Raw genomic sequence first — 20,954 nt, forward strand, 5'->3', positions numbered from 1 at the left:
ATAAAAAATGTTAGTATCATTAGAATGGTTAAAAGATTATGTAAATACACAGGACTTAGCGCCTGAACAGTTAGCTGAAAAAATTACGCGCTCTGGGATTGAGGTAGATGCAGTAATTGATCGAGCTAAAGGAATGGATAAAGTTGTTGTCGGCTATGTTGTATCAAAAGAGAAGCATCCTGAAGCGGATAAATTAAATATTTGCCAAGTGGATGTAGGTGAAGCTGAGCCACAACAAATTATTTGTGGTGCTCCAAATGTCGATGCCGGTCAAAAAGTTATTGTGGCACGTCCAGGTGCACATTTACCAGGTGGCATTAAAATTAAAAAGGCAAAACTTCGTGGACATGAATCAAACGGTATGATTTGTTCATTGCAAGAGCTAGGGATTGAAGGAAAACTTGTTGCTAAAGCATATTCTGAAGGTATTTATGTACTTCCTGCTGATGCTGAAGTCGGCTCGGATGCCCTTGCTATTTTAGGTCTACGTGACACAGTATTAGAACTTGGATTAACGCCAAACCGCTCAGATGCACTGTCAATGCTAGGCGTGGCGTATGAAGTCGGTGCAATTTTTTCAGAGGAAGTAAAGTATCCAGAAATTTCTTATAGTACATCTTCTGAAAAAGCTGAAGACATGTTAAAACTTCGAGTAGAAGATTTACAAGCAAATCCAATGTATGTTGCAAAAGTTGTGAAAAACGTAAAAATTACAGAATCACCAATGTGGCTACAAAATCGTCTAATGGCGGCAGGGGTACGCCCGCACAACAATGTTGTCGATGTAACGAACTATATTTTAATGGAATATGGTCAACCGCTTCACGCCTTTGACTACGATAGCCTAGCGACTGGCGAAATCGTGGTTCGTAAAGCAACAGAGGGTGAAAAAATCACGACATTAGATGACCAAGAACGTACATTAAAAGCGACAGATTTAGTTATTACAAATGGTAAAGAGCCAGTAGCTATCGCAGGTGTAATGGGTGGTTCAAACTCTGAAGTAACTGAATCTACTACAACGGTTGTTATTGAATCTGCTTACTTCGACGGCTTAACTGTACGCCAAACATCGCGTCATCTTGGGCTCCGTTCAGATGCTTCAGCTCGTTTTGAAAAGGGTGTTGACCCTAACCGTGTGTTACCTGCTGCAGAACGTGCTGCTGCACTACTAGCTGAATTAGCTGGTGGTGAAGTGTTAGAAGGAACATGCATCGTGGATGAACTAGATAAATCACCAGCACGTGTTGTTGTCTCTCCAGATTTTATCAATGAACGTTTAGGTATGAAAATTTCATTAGAAGATATGCTGTCTATTTTAGAGCGTCTTAAATTTGGTGTAGAAGCTGCAAATGGTTTATTGATCGTTGATGCCCCAACACGTCGTCAAGATATTAAAATTGAAGAAGATATCGTAGAGGAAATTGCTCGTCTATACGGTTATGATGAAATTCCGATGACATTACCAGAAGGAGCAAACCAGGTAGGTCGTCTAACACCATACCAAGCAAATCGTCGCGTAGTGCGCAATTTCATGGAGGGTGCAGGTCTTTATCAAGCTGTAACGTACTCATTAACATCTGAAGCGTTGTCACAACGTTTTGCATTGAAAGCGGAGCCGGTAACACGTTTACTAATGCCGATGAGTGAGGAACGTTCAACACTGCGTCAAAGTCTTCTACCGCATTTAATTGAAGCGGCTGCTTATAATGTTGCGCGTAAGGCTGATACTGTAGCATTGTATGAAGTCGGTTCAGTTTTCCTCGGTCAATCAGAAGAAGGGCAACCATATGAGGAAGAGCATGTGGCAGCAGTTTTAACAGGAAAATGGCTAGATCATGCTTGGCAGGGCGAGAAAAAAGCGGTAGATTTCTTCGTTTTAAAAGGAATCGTAGAAGGTGTTATCGGTAAGCTACGTTTAGAGGATCGTATATCATTTGTGAAAGCTGAAGTAGATGGTTTACACCCAGGACGTACAGCTAGCATTCTTTTAGATGGTGAACAAGTCGGCATTATCGGCGGCTTACATCCAGCAGAACAAAAAACATGGGGTGTAAAAGACACCTATGTAATGGAAATGAACCTAGTAGCATTATTAAATGCTAATGCTAAAGAAGCACCTCTTGCCTATACGCCAGTGCCTCGTTTCCCAGCTATGTCTCGTGATATTGCACTTATCATGGGTCGTGCAACAACGGCTGGAGAAGTCATTACGGCTATTCGTTCAGCAGGTGTGAAATTATTGAAAGATGTTCGTGTATTCGACTTATATGAAGGTGAAAAGATGGAAGCTGGTAAAAAATCAGTTGCATTCTCCCTAACATACTTCGATCCAGAGCGTACATTAACAGACGAAGAGGTTGTTGCAGCACATAATAAGGTGTTAAAAGCCATTGCAACAATTGAAGGTACAGAAGTACGTTAATTTAATTACTATTACAAGCTGTCTCGTAATGAGGCAGCTTTTGTTTGATTGGGTAACTTCATATATCTATTACATAGATAGTCCGCACTAAAGTATGAGTGAAAGAGGGCACGAGAGAGTAGATATTCTTAGTGTTTTTCTATATTTTGGTTTTGATAATTGCTAGAAATAACAAAAAAATGATAATTATTATTTAATTATTATTTATTTTGTGTATAGTAGAACTTGGATAGAAAATTTTACTACGGGGTGATAGTTATTTTGAAAAATCATCGAAAACAAAGAAGCCTTTCAGTAAGAACACGATTAATATGGGCGTTCACATTAATACTTTTAATCCCCAGCATTGCTATTGGTACGTTTTCATATATGAAGGCGTCCGACCAATATCAACAGGAGTTAAGTAATAGCTCACGTAAAAATGTAAAATTATTAAATACATTAATTTCAGATGAGATATCACCTATACTTAGCGATACGGAGTATTTAGCTAATTTTTTTAATAAGAATGTGCAAGATGCAGAAGCTTTAAAGGAATTAGAAAAATATAATGCATTACATAGCAATGTTTCTGTTGTTAATTTAGCGATTGAAGGGCATAAATTTTTACGTGAGCCATACGTTAAACCTACAGCAGATTATAATCCATTTACCCGACCATGGTACTTAAAGGCTATAGAATCGCCAGGCAAGGGAGTAATGGTCGATCCTTATAAATCAACTATTACAGGGGAATTAATACTAGCAGTTTCAGCTGGATTACAGGACCAGTCAGGGGTTCTTTCTATTGGCCTAAATTTAGAGGGAATTTCCGATCTTGTAAAAACAGTGGAAATTGGTGATAATGGTTACGCCTCATTAGTAAATGCCAATAATCTTATTATTGCCGATCCACAGGCAGAGGTAGGATCGGAGCTTAAAAAGTCCTATATAGAAAAGATGCAAGGAAAAGAAGAGGGTAGCTTTTTCATTGAGGAAGATGGAAAAGAGTATCAAGTATTCTTCACTACCAATAAACTAACAGGTTGGAAAATTATTGGCACAATGGATTTAGCAGATGTAGCAACTGTCACAAAACCAATATTAATAAACACAATGACGGTTATTGTCATAGCTCTTATCATATTTGGAATCATTGGTGCTGTCATTATTAGAACAATCATTCGACCTCTAAATGAGCTGTCTACAGTAGCTGAGCAGGTAGGGAATGGTGATTTGCGCAATCTCATCGAAGTTAAAACACAAGATGAGATAGGCAAGTTGGCGAATATATTCAATAAAATGATTCAATCCTTACGTGAAGTAGTTGGTAACATTGGTGAGGAATCCAATCAGTTGGCTGCATCATCGGAGCAACTGACGGCAAGTACTACAGAAAATAAACGAGCTACATCGCAAATCGTTGATTCCATTCAAACATTTGCCGAGACGGTTGATATACAAGCAGAAACAATTAATGACAGTAACAGTTCTGTACTAGAAATGTCATCATCCATTCAGCGTATTTCGGTAAAAGCAGATGCTGTTAATGAGATGTCAAATAAAGCTATGGATGCTGTTTTGAGTGGTGATGAGACTATTCAAACGGCCGTTCAACAAATGACTATGATTCAAAATACTGTACTAACCCTTGAAAAGACAGTGCAAACATTAGACAAGCGTTCTCACGAAATTGAAGACATTGTGGAGGCCATCACTCAAATTGCTGAACAAACTAACCTATTAGCTTTAAACGCAGCAATTGAAGCTGCCCGTGCAGGTGAGCAAGGTAAAGGCTTTGCGGTAGTAGCTGACGAAGTGCGAAAGCTCGCTGAACAATCTGCACAATCTACACTACAAATTAAGGAAATTATTTCAAGGATTCAAGCAGATACAGGGCTGGCAGTTGAATCAATGGCTGCAGGTTCAGCTGAGGTCGTGAAGGGTATTGATGTAACAAATATGGCAGGAAAGTCGTTTGAAGAGATTCGTACGAATGTACAAAGTGTAACATATGAAATAGGACAAATTTCGGAGGCATCTAAAGTCATTTCTCAACATGCCAATCAAGTGGCAATGGGGATTGAAACGGTGCTTGAGCAAACAAATGAAAATACAGCAAGTGCACAAAATATTTCCGCTGCAACAGAGGAACAGCTTGCATCTATGGAAGAAATTGCAGCATCAGCTGAAGCGCTTGCTGACATGTCTGAAAATCTTCAACGGACGATTCAACAGTTTAAATATTAAAGACTTCTAAAAAGATCATGATAAATTTTTGATACAAAGAATTTCGCTAACTACAGTCGATGGCAAGTCGTATAAACTTGTAATCCGCTGGAGTTTAGCGAAATTTTTTTATTTAAGACCAGATTTATCTCAAATTAACTGCTCGTAAAAGTAAGACAAATAATCAGTGGAGAATAACAGAAAACCCTACTGATTAAAATTTCTTTTATTTCATTTTCCTCGCTTTTTCTGTATTAGCAAAATGCCATTTTGTAACGGATCGTAAAAATTCTTCACCTTGCCCACGCCAAATACGTGCTGCTAATGCATCTACCTTTGCTGAAGCTCCCTTCAATAACTCAGTACCGACAATCTCACTTAGTCGGTCCATTTCTTTTAAAAACGCCGCACGAGCTAATATCGATGCTGTTGCTACTGAAACATGTAATTGTTCTGCTTTCGTAGAAAATAGTACATCATCTCGAACAATTTCTCGCTCATTTTTTAAGTAATTGTAATAGACACCACGTTCAGCAAACTGATCTATCAAAATATGTTCAGGTTTTTCGGGTGCCATTTTTGACAGTGCATTTTTAAGTGCCTTATTGTGCATCATGGCCTTCATTTTACCTTGAGAGTAGCCTCGGGATTGTAATTCGTTATATTTTTCATTGCGTAGTACTAGCACGCTGTGAACACAAGTGGCACGCAAATCGGGAGCTATTTTACGCATATAATCATCTGTTAACATTTTTGAGTCCTTGACACCTAGTTCGTTTACTAGCTCAATTTTTGAAGCAGGCACATATACTGCGGCAACTGTAATTGGACCAAAATAATCACCAGTACCAGTTTCGTCTGAACCTAGCACCGACATCGAAGCAAAGCCATCTGGCAGAACATCACCCTTTGCTCCGATTGCTGATGATTTCTGTGTATTTGTTATTTCGATGTTGCCCCAACGTGCAGCTTCACGCTCAGCCCCTCCCCCTTGGAACATTAATTTACCTGATTTATACATCGTAATTGCGGTATCTGGGAGTTTTGCGGCAAAGATTACACCAGGTGCTTTACGTTCCACGAAATTGTTTGCATAGAAAGACATCACCTCTTTTTGCAAATTTGTTGATAATAAAAGTACAATATTTGACATTTAATCGTTCCTTTCTGTCCTCATTGTTCACAATTTTATACCTTTCATGGTATGATAATAAATAGCTTTTTTGTGTGATACTGCACATAATCAAAAAAATTGTGTGCACAAAGACTTTAAAGGAGGGTGCGACTATGGAAAATCAAGAAAAGAATAAAATTTCTGTGGAAATTTATGGTCATACATATAAAATGGTCGGTTCTGAATCCATTGGACATATGCGACTTGTCGCTTCGATTGTTGATGACCGTATGCGCGAAATGAATGTACATAATCCCTCACTTGATAGCACAAAGCTTGCCGTTCTGACAGCAGTAAATACCGTTCATGATTATTTACTATTAAAAGAACAAATAGAGCAACTAGAAGAAGAATTGAAAAAATTAAAGGGTTGAAGTGAATGTTAGATTTAATCATATTAGTGGTGCTATTTGCCGGGCTCATCGTTGGAGCAAAACGTGGTTTCATCGTACAGATGATGCACATCGTTAGCTTTGTAGTTGCCCTAATTGTTGCGTATATTTATTATAAACCATTAGCACAAAAATTTGTGTTTTGGGTACCGTATCCAGGTGTAACAGATTCAGGTGGTCTTGGGATAGCGATCGATAGCCTGGATGTAGACCGTACTTTTTACCGAGTCATTGCCTTTGCTGTTATTTTCTTTGCGGTGAAAATTACATTGCAAATTGTTGCATCGATCTTTGATTTTATAGCGTATTTACCTGTGTTAGGCACAGTGAATCGTTGGCTTGGAGCATTGTTTGGCATAATTGAAAACTATTTAATTATGTTTATTTTGCTATACATCCTTGCTTTATTGCCAGTTGATGGTATCCAAAGTTTAATGTCGAAGTCGTTGTTAAGTGGTCTCATTTTGGAGCATACACCAATTATTACAAATATGTTCCAAGACTGGTGGTATATTTATATGCAATAGCAAACTGTGCACTTCTCTCGGTTTTGAGGGAAGTGTTTTTACGATAGGAGGAATTCTGGGTGAACAAAAAAACAATTATTCGCACACTTGAAAAAATTGCATTGTATATGGAATTACAAGGGGAAAATCCATTCAAAGTGTCTGCCTTTCGAAAAGCTGCCGCTGCACTTGAAGGAGACGAGCGCTCGTTAAGCGAGATGGAGGATGTAACAAAGCTTAAAGGCATTGGTAAAGGAACAGCTGCTGTTATTGAGGATTTAATGACAACTGGGGAATCAAGCCTACTAAAAGAATTAGAGGAAATTGTACCAAAAGGGTTGCTCCCATTATTAAAACTTCCAGGCTTAGGCGGTAAAAAAATAGCCAAGCTTCATCAAGAGTTAGGCATTGATTCTGCGGAAAGTTTAAAGGCTGCTTGTGAGTCATGCAAAGTTCGTGAACTAGCAGGCTTTGCAGCAAAAACTGAAGAAAAAATATTAAAAGAGCTTGCAAATTTAGCAAATCGTTCAGAACGGTTACCGATTTGGCAGCTAGAACCTGTCGTTTTACAAATTGAAGCACTTCTAAGTAGTATGGAAGAAGTGGAACGTTTTTCTGTTGCTGGAAGCTTCCGCCGTGCTGCAGAAACAAGTAAAGATATTGATTTTATTGTTGTCACTGAAGCAGTTGAAGCTGTACGTGAAAAATTACTGAATGAGCTTTCTATCCAAGAGGTAGTGGCAGCTGGTGATACAAAGATTTCAGTTATTTTAGATCTAGAAGAGCCAGTGAGCGTAGATTTTCGATTAGTGAAAGATGCTGAATATGCAACAGCCTTGCATCATTTCACAGGCTCGAAAGATCACAATGTTCGCATGCGCCAAATTGCTAAAGCCCGTGGTGAAAAGATTAGTGAATATGGCGTAGAGCAAGCAAATGGTACCGTATTGACATTTAAGGATGAAGAGCAATTTTTTGCGCATTTTGATTTACCATTTATCCCGCCTAGCTTGCGCACAGGTACAACGGAATTTGACAAAACGAAAGACATTAAAGGTCTAGTAAAACTAGAGGATATTAATGCAGATTTGCATATGCATACGACATGGTCTGATGGTGCGTACTCTGTAGCGGAAATGGGCGAGGCATTGATAGAGCGAGGCTATCAATATAGCGTTATTACTGACCATTCACAATTTTTAAAAGTAGCGAACGGCTTAACACCAGAGCGTTTAAAAAAGCAACGAGCTGAAATAGAGGCATTTAATGAAGCGCATGCAGATTTTCATTTATATGCAGGGACAGAAATGGATATTTTGCCAGATGGTTCTCTCGATTTTGAAGATGAAGTGCTAAGAAAATTAGATTTTGTCATTGCCTCCATTCACTCAAGCTTTACACAATCGCAGGAAAAAATTATGGCGCGTCTACTTACGGCGATGCAAAATCCTTATGTTCATATGATTGCACATCCAACTGGTCGCATTATTGAGGATCGTAATGGCTATAATCCTGATATGGAGCAATTAATTACTTGGGCAAAGGAATATGGTAAAATTTTAGAGTTAAATGCGAATCCCTATCGTCTTGATTTATGTGTTGAGCATTTAGAAATGGCTTTAGCTGCCGGCGTGCCCGTAGCAATCAATACAGATGCCCATGATATTGCTCATTTACGCTTTATGGATATAGGGGTGCGCTACGCAAACAGAGCATGGTTGAAAAAGGATATGATTGTAAATACATGGACGCGAGAACAATTTGAAGCGTTTATTCGACGAAATAAATAGGTTGAGGAGGTGTTCTCAGTGATTGCAGAACGCGCATTGAAAACACTAGAATATGATAAAGTACGTCAGCAAGTGGCTACATTCTGTACTTCATCAATTGGCAAATCAGCCATTGATGAGCTTGTACCACAAACAGACTATGAAAAAGTTGTACAATTATTAGAAGAAATGGATGAAGGACTATCTATTTTACGTGTAAAAGGCAATGTGCCGATGGGTGGTATTTTTGATGTACGACCAGCTGCGAGACGTGCACAAATTGGTGGCATGCTTTCAGCGATAGAATTAATGGAAGTTTCAAGTACAATTCGAGCTAGTAGAATTCTTCGCAATTTTATTGAAGATATCGAATCAGAAGAAGTGATTGAGATTCCCCATTTCATCGCCAAAAAGGATTCAATGCCTGTTTTGACAGGTTTGCAGCATGAAATTAATAACTGTATTGATGACAACGGCTCAGTGCTAGACTCTGCAAGCCAAACTTTGCGTTCAATTCGCCAATCTTTGCGCGCTGAGGAGGCTAAAGTTCGTTCTAAGCTTGAAAGCCTTACACGTGGGAGCAATGCTTCAAAAATGCTCTCAGATACACTTGTAACGATTCGTAATGATCGCTTTGTTATCCCAGTTAAGCAGGAGTATCGTCATCATTATGGTGGAATTGTGCATGACCAATCATCTTCTGGTCAAACATTATTTATCGAGCCAGATTCTGTTGTCCAAGCGAATAATGAAATTCATCGATTAAAAATGAAGGAACAAGCTGAGGTTGAACGCATCTTACTAGCTTTAAGTGCAATGGTAGAGGAAGTAGCGCCTGATTTATTTAACCTAGTAAAAGTACTAGGTGAAATAGACGTCATTTTAGCAAAAGGCAAGTACGGTCAAGCGAACAAATGTACAATGCCTAAAATGAATAACGATGGCTATATTCGACTTGTGCGTGCACGTCATCCACTTTTACCGATCGAAACTGCAGTTGCCAATGATATTGAATTTGGGAAAGACATTACGGCCGTTGTAATTACAGGACCAAACACTGGTGGTAAAACTGTGACTTTAAAAACAGTTGGACTGTGTACATTAATGGCACAGGCAGGGTTACCAGTGCCTGCACTTGATGGTTCAGAGCTAGCCGTTTTCAAGCAGCTTTTTGCGGATATTGGAGATGAACAGTCCATTGAGCAATCACTGTCAACATTCTCATCCCATATGGTCAATATTGTAGACATCTTACAAAAGTTTGATCACGAGTCACTAGTACTATTTGATGAATTAGGGGCTGGGACTGATCCTCAGGAAGGGGCAGCTCTTGCCATCTCCATTTTAGATGAAGTACATGGTAGAGGCGCCCGTGTTATGGCGACGACGCATTATCCTGAGCTAAAAGCATACGGCTATAATCGTCCAGGGGTTGCCAATGCAAGTGTGGAGTTTGATATTGAAACATTGAGTCCAACATATCGTCTACTTATCGGTGTACCAGGTCGCTCGAATGCATTTGAAATTTCAAGTCGCCTTGGCTTACCAGAGTCGATTATTGATCGCGCAAAAAGCTTTACAGGCACAGATCGCCATGAGGTAGAGTCAATGATTGCTTCACTTGAAGCGACTCGTCGCCAATCTGAAGATGATGCAGAACGCTCTCGTGAATTACTGATGGAGTCTGAAGACCTACGCAAAGAGCTGCAAGAAAAAGTACTTGCTTACGAAGAACGCAAAGAAGCACTCGATAAAAAAGCGAAAGAAAAAGCTCGTAAAATTGTTGATGAAGCAAAAAAAGAAGCAGAATCAATTATTGCGGATCTTCGGGCAATGCGCAAAAATGCAGACCAAGTTGTCAAGGAGCATGAGCTTATCGAAGCTCGTAAACGATTGGAAGAAGCTACACCGCTTGAAAACAATAAAGTGCTGAAAAAAGCAGCACAAGTAAAGGCCCGTGCACAAAACTTAGTTGTCGGAGACGAGGTAAAGGTGTTAAGCTATGGTCAACGGGGTACATTGCTTGAAAAAGTATCGAATTCCGAATGGGTTGTCCAAATGGGAATTTTGAAAATGAAAATCTCGGATAGTGATCTAGAGTACATTAAACCAGAAAAGGAACCTGTGCAACGTATTACGGGTGTGAAAAATCGCAATAGCCAAGTAAAATTAGAATTAGATTTACGTGGCGAGCGATTTGAAGATGCCATTATACGTACAGAAAAATATATTGATGATGCCTTACTTGCAAATTATGGGCGTGTGTCAATTATTCATGGTGTCGGTACAGGCGCATTACGTCAAGGAATTCAAACCTATTTGAAAAAGCATAAGCGTGTAAAATCCTTCCGTTTTGGTGAAGCCGGTGAGGGGGGCTTCGGCGTCACGGTTGTGGAATTGAAATAAGCTGTAAAGGGGACGGAGAAAATGCTGAATTCTAACTTTTGGCGATATCCAATTATCGAAACGGCAGGATATTTTAGTGTAGTTGTGTTATGTTTAGTCGTCTCGATGGCATTATTCGAAGTCGTTACGAAATATAAAAATTGGGAAGAAATTAAAAATGGTAATATCGCTGTGGCGCTTGCAACAGGTGGAAAAATACTAGGGATTTGTAATATTTTTCGTTTTTCCATTGCACGCCATAGTAATTTAAGTGAAATGATTGGCTGGGGTCTATTTGGTTTTATATTACTTATTGTGGCGTATTTCTTATTTGAATTTATGACACCACGTTTTAATGTTGATCAAGAAATCGCAAATGATAATCGTTCAGTCGGCTTCATATCCTTTACTATTTCAGTCGGTCTATCGTTTGTTATTGGGGCAAGTATTGCATAGGAGTGTAATGACATGGAAAAATTAGCAAAAATACTAATCGTTGTCTGCATCGCATTTTTGGCAGTCGGTGTCTACTATATGATGACCATTTAAGTAAGAAAACGCATCCTTTTGAGAGGATGCGTTTTTTTTATATTGATGGGTAAAGAGAAGGGCTGCTCGGGTATCTAGCGACAATAAGAGGCCAGGGCGACGGATCGAAAAGCTAAAGCGACGGAAAGAAGTGTCAGAACGATGGAAAGAAGAGTCAAAGCGACGGAAAGAGGCCAGGGCGATGGATCGAAAAGCTAAAGCGACGGAAAGAAGTGCCAGAGCGACGGATAGAGGAGTCAAAGCGACGGAAAGAGGCCGGGGCGACGGATCGAAAAGCTAAAGCGACGGAAAGAAGAGCCAGGGCGACGGAAAGAGGAGTCAAAGCGACGGAAAGAAGTGTCAGAACGACGGAAAGAAGAGTCAAAGCGACGGAAAGAAGCCAGGGCGACGGATCGAAAAGCTAAAGCGACGGAAAGAAGTATCAGAACGAAGGAAAGAAGTGTCAAAGCGACGGAAAGAGGCAAGGGCGACGGATCGAAAAGCTAAAGCGACGGAAAGAAGAGCCAGAACGACGGAAAGAAGAGCCAGAACGACGGAAAGAAGAGCCAGGGCGACGGAAAGAGGAGTCAAAGCGACGGAAAGAGGCCGGGGCGACGGATCGAAAAGCTAAAGCGACGGAAAGAAGTGTCAGAACGACGGAAAGAAGAGTCAAAGCGATGGAAAGAGGCCAGGGCGACGGATCGAAGAGCTAGAACGACGGAAAGAAGTGCCAGAGCGACGGAAAGAGGAGTCAAAGCGACGGAAAGAGGCCGGGGCGACGGATCGAAAAGCTAAAGCGACGGAAAGAAGAGTCAGAACGATGGAAAGAAGAGTCAAAGCGACGGAAAGAGGCCAGGGCGACGGAAAGAAGTGCCAGAGCGACGGAAAGAAGAGCCAGGGCGACGGAAAGAGGAGTCAAAGCGACGGAAAGAGGCCAGGTCGTCGGATCGAAAAGCTAAAGCGACGGAAAGAAGTGCCAGAACGACGGAAAGAAGAGCCAGGGCGACGGAAAGAAGAGTCAAAGCGACGGAAAGAAGTGTCAGAACGATGGAAAGAGGAGTCAAAGCGACGGAAAGAGGCCAGGTCGACGGAAAGAAGTGCCAGAGCGACGGAAAGAAGAGCCAGGGCGACGGAAAGAGGAGTCAAAGCGACGGAAAGAGGCCAGGTCGTCGGATCGAAAAGCTAAAGCGACGGAAAGAAGTGCCAGAACGACGGAAAGAAGAGCCAGGGCGACGGAAAGAAGAGTCAAAGCGACGGATCGAAAAGCTAAAGCGACGGAAAGAAGAGCCAGAGCGACGGAAAGAGGAGTCAAAGCGACGGAAAGAGGCAAGGGCGACGGATCGAAAAGCTAAAGCGACGGAAAGAAGTGTCAAAGCGTCGGATCGAAGTGTCAGAGCAACGGAAAAGAGTGAAGAAATGCTCTGGCCCAGAGAAAAACTGCTCAGGTTGAGTGTGTAATCGCTCCAATTAGATAAAAGACTACAATCCCCTCGAAAAAATCAAGTTACATCATCAGCAAATCAAAACCATCGCAAAATACTACTAAAATCTATTAATATTCTTTCATCTATTAAAAAGATAGCATTCAAAAATTATTTTTGGAATATAGGAATATCACCTCAATCTTTTGTATGAAAAAAGAAAGAATGAATGAGTGTTCATAAGGGATATAAATTCAAAAACCTGAGAAATACAGTTATATAAATGTTGTAAAACGCATAATAATTAATCGAAAATGCATTTATTTTCTATTTTGCGTTTGAAACTATATTTCTTTTTCATTATAATTAAAATAAGTATTTATAAAGTTTGGGACAAAGGGGAGTGAACGTATGACAATAAAACCATGGCTGAAAAATTATCCTGAAGAAGTACCATCGTCTTTAACGTTTGAGGAAATTCCTGTGCAAGAATTTTTGACACGTGCCTATAAAAAGAATCCATCCAAAGTGGCGATTCATTTTATGGGTAAGGATTTGACGTACACAGAGCTATATGAGTCTGCGCTTAGATTCGCAAACTATTTACAAGCTCTTGGGGTAGAAAAGGGAGACCGTGTGGCTATTATGCTGCCAAACTCACCGCAAAGTGTAATCGCTTACTACGGAGCAATGTACGCTGGAGCGATTGTTGTGCAAACAAATCCACTTTATACTGAGCGTGAACTTCAATATCAAATGGCTGATTCAGGTGCGAAAGTTATTTTATTGATGGATATTTTATATCCACGCGTCATGAAAATCATAAAGGAAACTGCACTTGAAAATGTAATTGTCACTGCCATTAAAGATTATTTACCATTTCCCAAAAATTTAGTTTATCCGTTTATTCAAAAAAAGCAGTACGGTTTTAGTGTAAAGGTTGAACATAGTGGTCAAAATCATCTATTTACAGAAATTATGCGTTCTACGCCAATCAAAATGATGGATATTCCATTTGATTTTGAAGAAGATATTGCGTTGCTGCAATATACAGGGGGAACTACAGGCTTTCCTAAGGGTGTTATGTTAACTCATAAAAATTTAATTGCCAATACAACCATGTGTGATGCATGGATGTATAAATGCGCGCATGGTGAGGAAACCATTATGGGCATACTACCATTCTTCCATGTCTATGGTATGACGACCGTTATGTTATTATCTGTTGTTACGCAAAATAAAATGGTGCTTTTACCAAAGTTTGATGTAGAAACAGCGTTGAAAACGATTGAAAAGCAAAAACCAACACTTTTCCCAGGTGCACCGACTTTATATATTGGTTTATTAAATCATCCGGATATTACAAAGTACGATTTATCGTCCATTAAAGCATGCTTAAGTGGCTCCGCTTCACTGCCAGTAGAGGTGCAGGAGAAATTTGAAGCGGTAACAGGAGGAAAGCTGGTTGAAGGATATGGATTAACAGAAACTTCTCCTGTTACACATGGTACGCCTATTTGGGGTAAACGAGTTATCGGATCAATTGGTGTACCTTGGCCTAATACGGATGCGGTAATTTTACGTACTGGGGATACAGAGGCGCTTCCAGTCGGAGAGGTTGGGGAAATAGCTGTAAAAGGGCCACAAATTATGAAGGGCTATTGGAATCGGCCAGAAGATACGGCAGCAGCGTTCGTAGATGGATGGTTTTTAACTGGGGATCTGGGCTATATGGATGAAGAAGGTTTTTTCTATGTCGTTGATCGTAAAAAAGATTTGATTATCGCAGGTGGTTTTAATATTTACCCCCGTGAGGTAGAGGAAGTACTATATGAACGAGAGGAAATCCAAGAATGTATAGTTGCCGGTATACCGGATCCATATCGAGGAGAAACAGTAAAAGCTTATATTGTTTTAAAAGAAGGATATTCGATTACAGAAGACGAATTAAATAAATATTGCCGACAACACTTGGCTGCTTTCAAAGTTCCACGCTATTATGAGTTTAGAGATGAACTACCGAAAACAGCCGTTGGAAAAATTTTGCGTCGAGCTTTAGTGGACGAAGAAAAAACAAAATTGGCGAATAAAGAAGCAAAATAAAGACGTGATAAAGTATTGACAAGTAAAGTTGTAAAATATAATATGAAAATATGAATGAATGACCATTCATATTTTCATATTTTTTTTAGGTTAACACGTCACATTCTTCCAAGTCATTAGTGAAACAATTTTGAGATTGCAGGTATGAACATAGTGATTGAGCATGAATGTTTACGACGCAAGTTTTTTTAGGTGGTGATATAAAGGTGAAACGTGATAAGCCAAAATATAAGCAAATTATTGATGCAGCTGTCATCGTTATTGCAGAGAATGGGTATCACCAAGCACAAGTATCGAAGATTGCCAAACAGGCAGGGGTGGCCGATGGAACAATCTATTTATATTTTAAAAATAAAGAAGATATATTAATTTCTGTCTTTAATGAAAAAATGGCTGTTTTTGTAGAGTCATTACAAGATATAATAGAAAATGGAAGTACGTCTAAAGACAAACTTTCACGAATGATAGAAAATCATTTTAATGTTCTAGCAACAGATCGATACCTAGCAACCGTCACACAATTGGAACTACGACAATCGAACAAAGATTTACGATTAAAGATCAATTCGGTGTTAAGAGAGTATTTACAATTACTTGATCAAATTTTAATCGACGGTATGCTTTCAGGTGAGTTCAATCCAACGATGGATGTACGATTGGCACGTCAAATGGTATTTGGAACAATTGACGAAACCATTACGTCATGGGTTATGAATGACTATCGATATGATTTGATAGAACAGGTTCCAAAGGTTCAGGCATTAATCCTGAACGGCATTAAAGCTTAAAAGGATGTGGAGAAATGGAATTTCTAAGTTGGAAAGTAGAAGATGGAGTAGCAATTATTACGATTGCACGTCCGCCAGCAAACGCATTATCCCGCGGAATCATTACCGAAGTAAATGCTGTGCTAGATGCCGTAGAAAACGATGACTCTGTACGTGTCCTTGTACTTCATGGCGAAGGCCGATTCTTCTCAGCAGGGGCAGACATTAAGGAATTTACAGAGGTTGAATCTGGGGATGAATTTACGAAGCTAGCGAGCAATGGTCAGCAAGTTTTTGAGCGAGTGGAATCGTTCTCTAAACCTATTATTGCTGCAATTCATGGTGCCGCATTAGGCGGGGGACTTGAACTAGCGATGAGTTGTCATCTGCGCTTTGTGGCAGAAACTGCGAAATTAGGGCTACCTGAATTACAATTAGGTCTAATTCCAGGTTTCGGGGGTACACAACGTCTACCACGATACGTAGGGGTTGCAAAAGCTGCAGAAATGATGTTTACAAGTGAGCCGATTTCTGGTGCAGAAGCTGTGCAATGGGGGTTAGCGAATCGTGCATTTGCAGATGAAGCATTACTTGATGAAACGCTAAAGGTAGCAAAAAAAATTGCGAAGAAGAGTCCGGTTGCTTTAAAAGCAGCTATTCAAACATTGCAATATGCTAAGCATGCTTCATTTTATGAAGGTATTGAGGCTGAAGCAAAATCCTTTGGTACGGTATTCGTATCGGAAGATGCTAAAGAGGGAATTCAAGCATTTATTGAAAAACGCGAGCCTGTGTTTACTGGCAAATAATATTCCATCAGTGTCGATAGCGACTTGAAAGAGTGTTATCGACGTTATCGACACTGAAAATATATAATATTTATAAGTTTACTTAGAAATAAAAAACGTTTCAGGAGGTATGGATATATGAATATTTTTGCATTAATTAAACGTACGTTTGATACAGAAGAAAAAATCGTTGTGTCGGGTGGTAAAATCCAAGAAGATGGTGCAGAATTCATCATCAACCCTTACGATGAATATGCAATTGAAGAGGCAATTCAAGTGCGTGACGCTGCTGGCGGTAAAGTAACAGTTGTTACGATTGGTGGCGAAGATGCAGAAAAGCAACTACGTACAGCGCTTGCAATGGGAGCAGACGAGGCGGTTCTGATTAATACAGAAGATGATTTAGATGAATTAGACCAAAACGCAGCTGCATATATTTTAGCTGAATATTTAAAAGATAAAGATCCTGATTTAATTTTAACAGGAAACGTTGCCATTGACGGAGGTTCTGGTCAAGTAGGTCCACGCGTTGCAGATTTACTAGGCATTAACTATGTAACGACAATTACTAAGCTTGAAATTGACGGAACATCTGCGAAAATTGTACGCGACATCGAAGGTGATTCGGAAGTGATCGAAACATCTTTACCACTTTTAGTAACAGCTCAACAAGGTTTAAACGAGCCGCGTTACCCATCTTTACCAGGTATCATGAAAGCGAAAAAGAAGCCGCTTGCAGAGCTTGAATTAGATGATTTAGATATCGATGAAGATGATGTAGAAATTAAGGTAGAAACAGTTGATATTTTCTTACCAGCTCAAAAGGCAGCAGGTCGTGTTCTTGAAGGCGAACTTTCTGCTCAAGTAAAAGAGCTAGTAAACCTACTTCATTCAGAAGCTAAAGTAGTTTAAGTCATCTGAACATGCAAATCGAATCTTAAAGGGTAACGGAGGGAATATACTATGTCAAAAAAAGTATTAGTATTAGGTGAAGTTCGTGAAGGAAGCTTACGTAATGTTTCTTTCGAAGCAATTGCAGCTGCAAAGCAAATCGCAGATGGTGGTGAGGTTGTTGGTGTACTTTTAGGCGATGCTGTGGCAGGTTTAACAGGTCCATTATTTGAATATGGTGCTGACCGTGTTGTAACTGTGGAACATCCACATTTAAAACAATATACATCTGATGGTTATGGTCAAGCTTTAGTAGCAGTAATTGAGCAAGAAAAGCCAACTGGTATCGTATTTGGTCATACTGCAAACGGTAAAGATTTATCGCCAAAAATTGCAAGTAAATTACAAGCAGGTCTTGTATCGGATGTAACGTCAATTGAAGGTGCAGGTGATGATGTTGTATTCATCCGTCCAATTTATTCTGGTAAAGCTTTTGAAAAAGTTAAAGTAAAAGACGGCTTGGTTTTAGCTTCAATTCGTCCAAATAATATTGCACCATTAGAAAAAGTAGTTGGTAAATCAGGAGATGTAACTTCTATTGCTGTGGATATTACAAACCTTCGTACAATCATTAAAGAGGTAGTACGTAAATCTTCAGAGGGTGTAGATCTTTCAGAGGCAAAAGTAGTTGTTGCAGGTGGTCGAGGTGTAAAATCAGAGGAAGGTTTTGAGCCATTAAAAGAGCTTGCAGATTTACTTGGTGGTGCAGTTGGTGCTTCACGTGGTGCATGTGACGCTGAATATTGTGACTACTCACTTCAAATTGGTCAAACAGGTAAGGTAGTAACACCAGACCTTTACATTGCAGCGGGTATTTCTGGAGCAATTCAGCACTTAGCTGGTATGTCAAACTCAAAAGTAATCGTTGCGATTAATAAAGATCCAGAGGCGAATATTTTCAAAGTTGCAGACTACGGTATCGTTGGTGATTTATTTGAGGTAGTGCCTCTTCTAATTGAAGAATTTAAAGCGTTAAAAGTAAATGCATAATTAAATTATCTTCATTCAGCAAATTTGCTGAATGAAGATAAAGCCTCCGGCGGATGTCACGGATTTTGAATCGTGCAGACACAATTCAAAATCCGGACGCAATTAGGCCAAGGCGAAATTGATATTAGTGCGGGGAAGATGTATCTTCTCCGCTTTTTTGTGTTCGAATTTTTCGAGTTTTTAAAGTTATTGCAAAATAAAGTGTTGACAGAGTTAATTTTAGACCGTATAGTGATTTGTAATATTTAAATTTTTCGAAAATAATGTTTTGAAACGCAAAGATTAGGAGTAGTAAAAGCTCATTATTTGGTGAAGAGAGCTGCGGGATGGTGCAACGCAGTCCAATAAGACTTTGAACTTGCCTAGGAGTGGTAAGATAAGTGGAATTAACAGATTATTCTATTTACTTGACGAGTAACCTTCGTTACAAGGTTTTTAAGTAGGGTTTTTATAGAACCAATTAGAGTGGTACCGCGGTTTGCTATGGCATATCGTCTCTTCTTTCATTTGATAATGAAGGAACAGACGATATGCCTTTTTATTTTCGTTTAGGCTAAAGTGCTACATCCTCGAGGTCACTTTAATCCCTCAGGCAAAAGTGGAGGAGCGCTTGCTTTTTGCTTCGGGCTCTCCAGCGCTTGTCGGATGTAAAAAAGCGCTTTAGTATATTTGTTCATTTTAGGAGGTAAGGAAATGGAAAAGGATAATCAGAAATTACAGAGAACAATGACCTCACGACATATTACGATGATGGCTTTAGGTGGTGCCATTGGTGCAGGGTTATTTAAAGGGAGCAGTGCAGCCATTGATATGGCAGGGCCATCCGTACTTTTAGCGTACTTAATAGGTGGTATTATTCTGTTATTTGTTATGCAAGGTCTAGCAGAAATGGCAGTCCGTAATAGCGAGGCTAGAACATTTAGAGATTTAGTTCAAAACATTTTAGGGAAGTACCCAGCTTATTTTCTAGATTGGATTTATTGGAAAATGTGGGTTTTGAATATTGCGGCAGAATCCATAGTTGCGGCCATTTTTATTCAATATTGGTTGCCAGATTACCCAATTTGGATACTTGCATTAGCCGTTTCGGTGTTAGTTACAGCCATTAACTTGTTATCAGTGAAAGTTTTTGCTGAAACAGAATATTGGCTAGCGTTAATTAAAATTACCGTTATTGTGGTGTTCATCATAGCGGGACTAATTTTATTACTTGTTACTTTTGGTAATCATACGGCTGTTGGTTTTTCTAATTTAACGGAGCATGGTGGTTTCTTCCCGAATGGATCAACGGGGTTAATTGCTGCAATGCTTGTCGTTATTTATTCTTATGGTGGCACTGAAATTATTGGTATTACATTAGCTGAAACGAAAAATCCTGAAAAAGTAGTGCCAAAAGCTGTTCGCAGTACATTAGTACGCATTGTGACTTTCTATATACTGCCTTTCTTTATTATCGTTAGCTTGATTCCCTGGAATGAAGTTAATGGGGTACCAGAAAGTCCGTTTGTGATGGTGTTTAAAATGATTGGGATTCCTGGTGCTGACCATATTATGAACGCTGTTGTTTTACTTGCCATTATTTCATCAATGAACTCCGGACTTTATGGTTCATCACGCATTTTGTATACACAAGCTGTGGACGGGCGTGTTCCTAAAATCTTTGCACATTTATCGAAAAGAAAAGTTCCAGTATATGCTATATTGATGTGTACTTTAGCGTTATATATGGGCGTAATCATTTCTTTATTTGTGGGAAGCAAAGCCTTTGATTACCTAATGGGTTCACTTGGATACACCGTGTTATTTATTTGGTTAATTATTGCGATTGCGCATTTGAAATCGCGTAAACAACAGCCGGAAAAAACAAGTGCCTATGCAGTGAAATGGTTCCCTTATACAACTTGGATCGCTATTATTGCGTTAAGTGCAATTCTGATTGGTATTATTTTTACAACATCTATTATCGTAACAGGCATTACATTAGCTATTTATCTTTTTATTACGTTAACTTATGTGTATAAAGGTCGTTTTCAATAAAATTAGCTAATTAGCAAATCAACCTAATACCTTTTTCGACCTAATTTTTCATAAATTATGCATACTAGGCAGATTGTTCGCTCTAGCGAATTTATCCATGCTATACTACAAGCATAGTAAGTTTAAGGAGGATTTCAAATGGCAATTGTACATGCAACAGATGCAACTTTCCAAGACGATATTAAAGAAGGGTTAGTGCTAGTAGACTTCTGGGCTGCTTGGTGCGGACCTTGTAAAATGATTGGGCCAGTTCTTGAAGAAATGGATGCTGCAGGTAGTGCGGCTAAAATCGTAAAAGTAGATGTAGATAATAACCAAGGTACTGCAGCGCAATACCAAATTATGTCTATCCCATCATTACTATTATTTAAAGATGGTGAATTAGTAGACAAAACTGTTGGTTTCCAACCAAAAGAAGCGTTAGAAGCATTTATCGCAAAACATGCTTAACTTCTTTCAGCACAAGTCTCCCACCTCTACAGATGGGAGATGAATGCGAATTTAACCTCT

At 39.4% G+C, this 20,954-nt stretch carries 21 protein-coding genes and 1 other annotated feature; of the genes, 14 read left to right on the top strand and 7 right to left on the bottom strand.

The annotated features are described in order from the left end of the window. Positions 1-7 precede the first annotated feature (7 nt). Together pheT and ACB089_RS06095 are read left to right on the top strand one after the other, a co-directional pair. On the top strand, positions 8-2,425 hold the full coding sequence (pheT, locus tag ACB089_RS06090) for a phenylalanine--tRNA ligase subunit beta (protein ID WP_374965677.1): 2,418 nt from the start codon (positions 8-10) through the stop codon (positions 2,423-2,425). Positions 2,426-2,686: 261 nt separating this feature from the next. After that, entirely contained in the window at positions 2,687-4,654 is a 1,968-nt protein-coding gene (locus ACB089_RS06095) for a methyl-accepting chemotaxis protein (RefSeq protein WP_374965678.1), read from the top strand. A 205-nt stretch (positions 4,655-4,859) separates the two neighbouring features. Here the strand turns inward: ACB089_RS06095 and rnhC are convergent, their stop codons facing one another. Further along, a complete protein-coding gene (rnhC, locus tag ACB089_RS06100; RefSeq protein ID WP_374965679.1) occupies positions 4,860-5,786 on the bottom strand; it encodes a ribonuclease HIII in 927 nt (308 codons plus the stop codon). A 134-nt stretch (positions 5,787-5,920) separates the two neighbouring features. Between rnhC and zapA the strand changes: the two genes are divergently transcribed. From zapA to ACB089_RS06125, 5 genes are read left to right on the top strand one after another with little or no spacing between them, the layout of a single operon-like run. Further along, positions 5,921-6,181: a cell division protein ZapA gene (gene zapA / locus ACB089_RS06105; RefSeq protein WP_068983930.1), complete on the top strand. Its 261-nt coding sequence runs from the start codon at positions 5,921-5,923 to the stop codon at positions 6,179-6,181. A 5-nt stretch (positions 6,182-6,186) separates the two neighbouring features. Beyond that, complete coding sequence (locus ACB089_RS06110) at positions 6,187-6,726, top strand: CvpA family protein (RefSeq protein WP_068983929.1); 540 nt, start codon at positions 6,187-6,189, stop codon at positions 6,724-6,726. 59 nt (positions 6,727-6,785) lie between these two features. Further along, entirely contained in the window at positions 6,786-8,495 is a 1,710-nt protein-coding gene (polX, locus tag ACB089_RS06115; protein ID WP_374965680.1) for a DNA polymerase/3'-5' exonuclease PolX, read from the top strand. An 18-nt stretch (positions 8,496-8,513) separates the two neighbouring features. Beyond that, positions 8,514-10,880, top strand: a complete 2,367-nt coding sequence (locus ACB089_RS06120; RefSeq protein ID WP_374965681.1) for an endonuclease MutS2 — start codon at positions 8,514-8,516, stop codon at positions 10,878-10,880. A gap of 21 nt (positions 10,881-10,901) precedes the next feature. Then, a complete protein-coding gene (locus ACB089_RS06125) occupies positions 10,902-11,315 on the top strand; it encodes a DUF350 domain-containing protein (RefSeq protein ID WP_068983927.1) in 414 nt (137 codons plus the stop codon). Between the two features lie 33 nt (positions 11,316-11,348). Here ACB089_RS06125 and ACB089_RS06130 read toward each other — a convergent pair whose 3' ends face one another. The 6 genes from ACB089_RS06130 to ACB089_RS06155 form a co-directional block, all read right to left on the bottom strand. Further along, positions 11,349-11,648: a hypothetical protein gene (locus ACB089_RS06130; protein WP_374965682.1), complete on the bottom strand. Its 300-nt coding sequence runs from the start codon at positions 11,646-11,648 to the stop codon at positions 11,349-11,351. Next, positions 11,645-11,872, bottom strand: a complete 228-nt coding sequence (locus tag ACB089_RS06135) for a hypothetical protein (protein WP_374965683.1) — start codon at positions 11,870-11,872, stop codon at positions 11,645-11,647. Before ACB089_RS06135 ends, ACB089_RS06130 begins: the two co-directional genes overlap by 4 nt. Continuing rightward, complete coding sequence (locus ACB089_RS06140) at positions 11,851-12,060, bottom strand: hypothetical protein (protein ID WP_374965684.1); 210 nt, start codon at positions 12,058-12,060, stop codon at positions 11,851-11,853. Before ACB089_RS06140 ends, ACB089_RS06135 begins: the two co-directional genes overlap by 22 nt. 78 nt (positions 12,061-12,138) lie before the next feature. Further along, a complete protein-coding gene (locus ACB089_RS06145) occupies positions 12,139-12,306 on the bottom strand; it encodes a hypothetical protein (protein ID WP_374965685.1) in 168 nt (55 codons plus the stop codon). Beyond that, entirely contained in the window at positions 12,303-12,533 is a 231-nt protein-coding gene (locus ACB089_RS06150) for a hypothetical protein (protein WP_374965686.1), read from the bottom strand. The genes ACB089_RS06145 and ACB089_RS06150 overlap by 4 nt, the downstream gene beginning before the upstream one ends. After that, positions 12,530-12,760 (bottom strand): hypothetical protein, encoded by a 231-nt coding sequence (locus tag ACB089_RS06155; protein ID WP_374965687.1) that lies wholly within the window; start codon positions 12,758-12,760, stop codon positions 12,530-12,532. Before ACB089_RS06155 ends, ACB089_RS06150 begins: the two co-directional genes overlap by 4 nt. Before the next feature lie 459 nt (positions 12,761-13,219). Between ACB089_RS06155 and ACB089_RS06160 the strand changes: the two genes are divergently transcribed. The 7 genes from ACB089_RS06160 to trxA all read left to right on the top strand — a co-directional run bounded on the left by ACB089_RS06160 (position 13,220) and on the right by trxA (position 20,894). Next, positions 13,220-14,911 carry an AMP-binding protein gene (locus ACB089_RS06160; protein WP_374965688.1) on the top strand — a complete coding sequence of 564 codons (1,692 nt, stop codon included), beginning with the start codon at positions 13,220-13,222 and terminating at the stop codon, positions 14,909-14,911. A 206-nt stretch (positions 14,912-15,117) separates the two neighbouring features. Continuing rightward, entirely contained in the window at positions 15,118-15,699 is a 582-nt protein-coding gene (locus tag ACB089_RS06165; protein WP_374965689.1) for a TetR/AcrR family transcriptional regulator, read from the top strand. 14 nt (positions 15,700-15,713) lie between these two features. Beyond that, the gene (locus ACB089_RS06170; RefSeq protein ID WP_374965690.1) at positions 15,714-16,487 is read left to right on the top strand and encodes an enoyl-CoA hydratase; all 774 of its coding nucleotides are present in this window, start codon (positions 15,714-15,716) and stop codon (positions 16,485-16,487) included. Between the two features lie 117 nt (positions 16,488-16,604). Further along, on the top strand, positions 16,605-17,378 hold the full coding sequence (locus ACB089_RS06175) for an electron transfer flavoprotein subunit beta (RefSeq protein ID WP_368635670.1): 774 nt from the start codon (positions 16,605-16,607) through the stop codon (positions 17,376-17,378). 51 nt (positions 17,379-17,429) lie between these two features. Continuing rightward, entirely contained in the window at positions 17,430-18,407 is a 978-nt protein-coding gene (locus ACB089_RS06180) for an electron transfer flavoprotein subunit alpha/FixB family protein (protein ID WP_368635671.1), read from the top strand. 269 nt (positions 18,408-18,676) lie between these two features. Continuing rightward, positions 18,677-18,909: a binding site (T-box leader), on the top strand. Positions 18,910-19,100: 191 nt separating this feature from the next. Continuing rightward, complete coding sequence (locus ACB089_RS06185; protein WP_374965691.1) at positions 19,101-20,444, top strand: amino acid permease; 1,344 nt, start codon at positions 19,101-19,103, stop codon at positions 20,442-20,444. A gap of 138 nt (positions 20,445-20,582) precedes the next feature. Further along, positions 20,583-20,894: a thioredoxin gene (gene trxA / locus ACB089_RS06190; protein WP_004226420.1), complete on the top strand. Its 312-nt coding sequence runs from the start codon at positions 20,583-20,585 to the stop codon at positions 20,892-20,894. The last annotated feature ends 60 nt before the right edge of the window (positions 20,895-20,954 follow it).

It is taken from the genome of Lysinibacillus sp. RS10, from assembly GCF_041956855.1.
GTDB classification, from domain to species: Bacteria; Bacillota; Bacilli; order Bacillales_A; family Planococcaceae; genus Lysinibacillus; species Lysinibacillus xylanilyticus_A.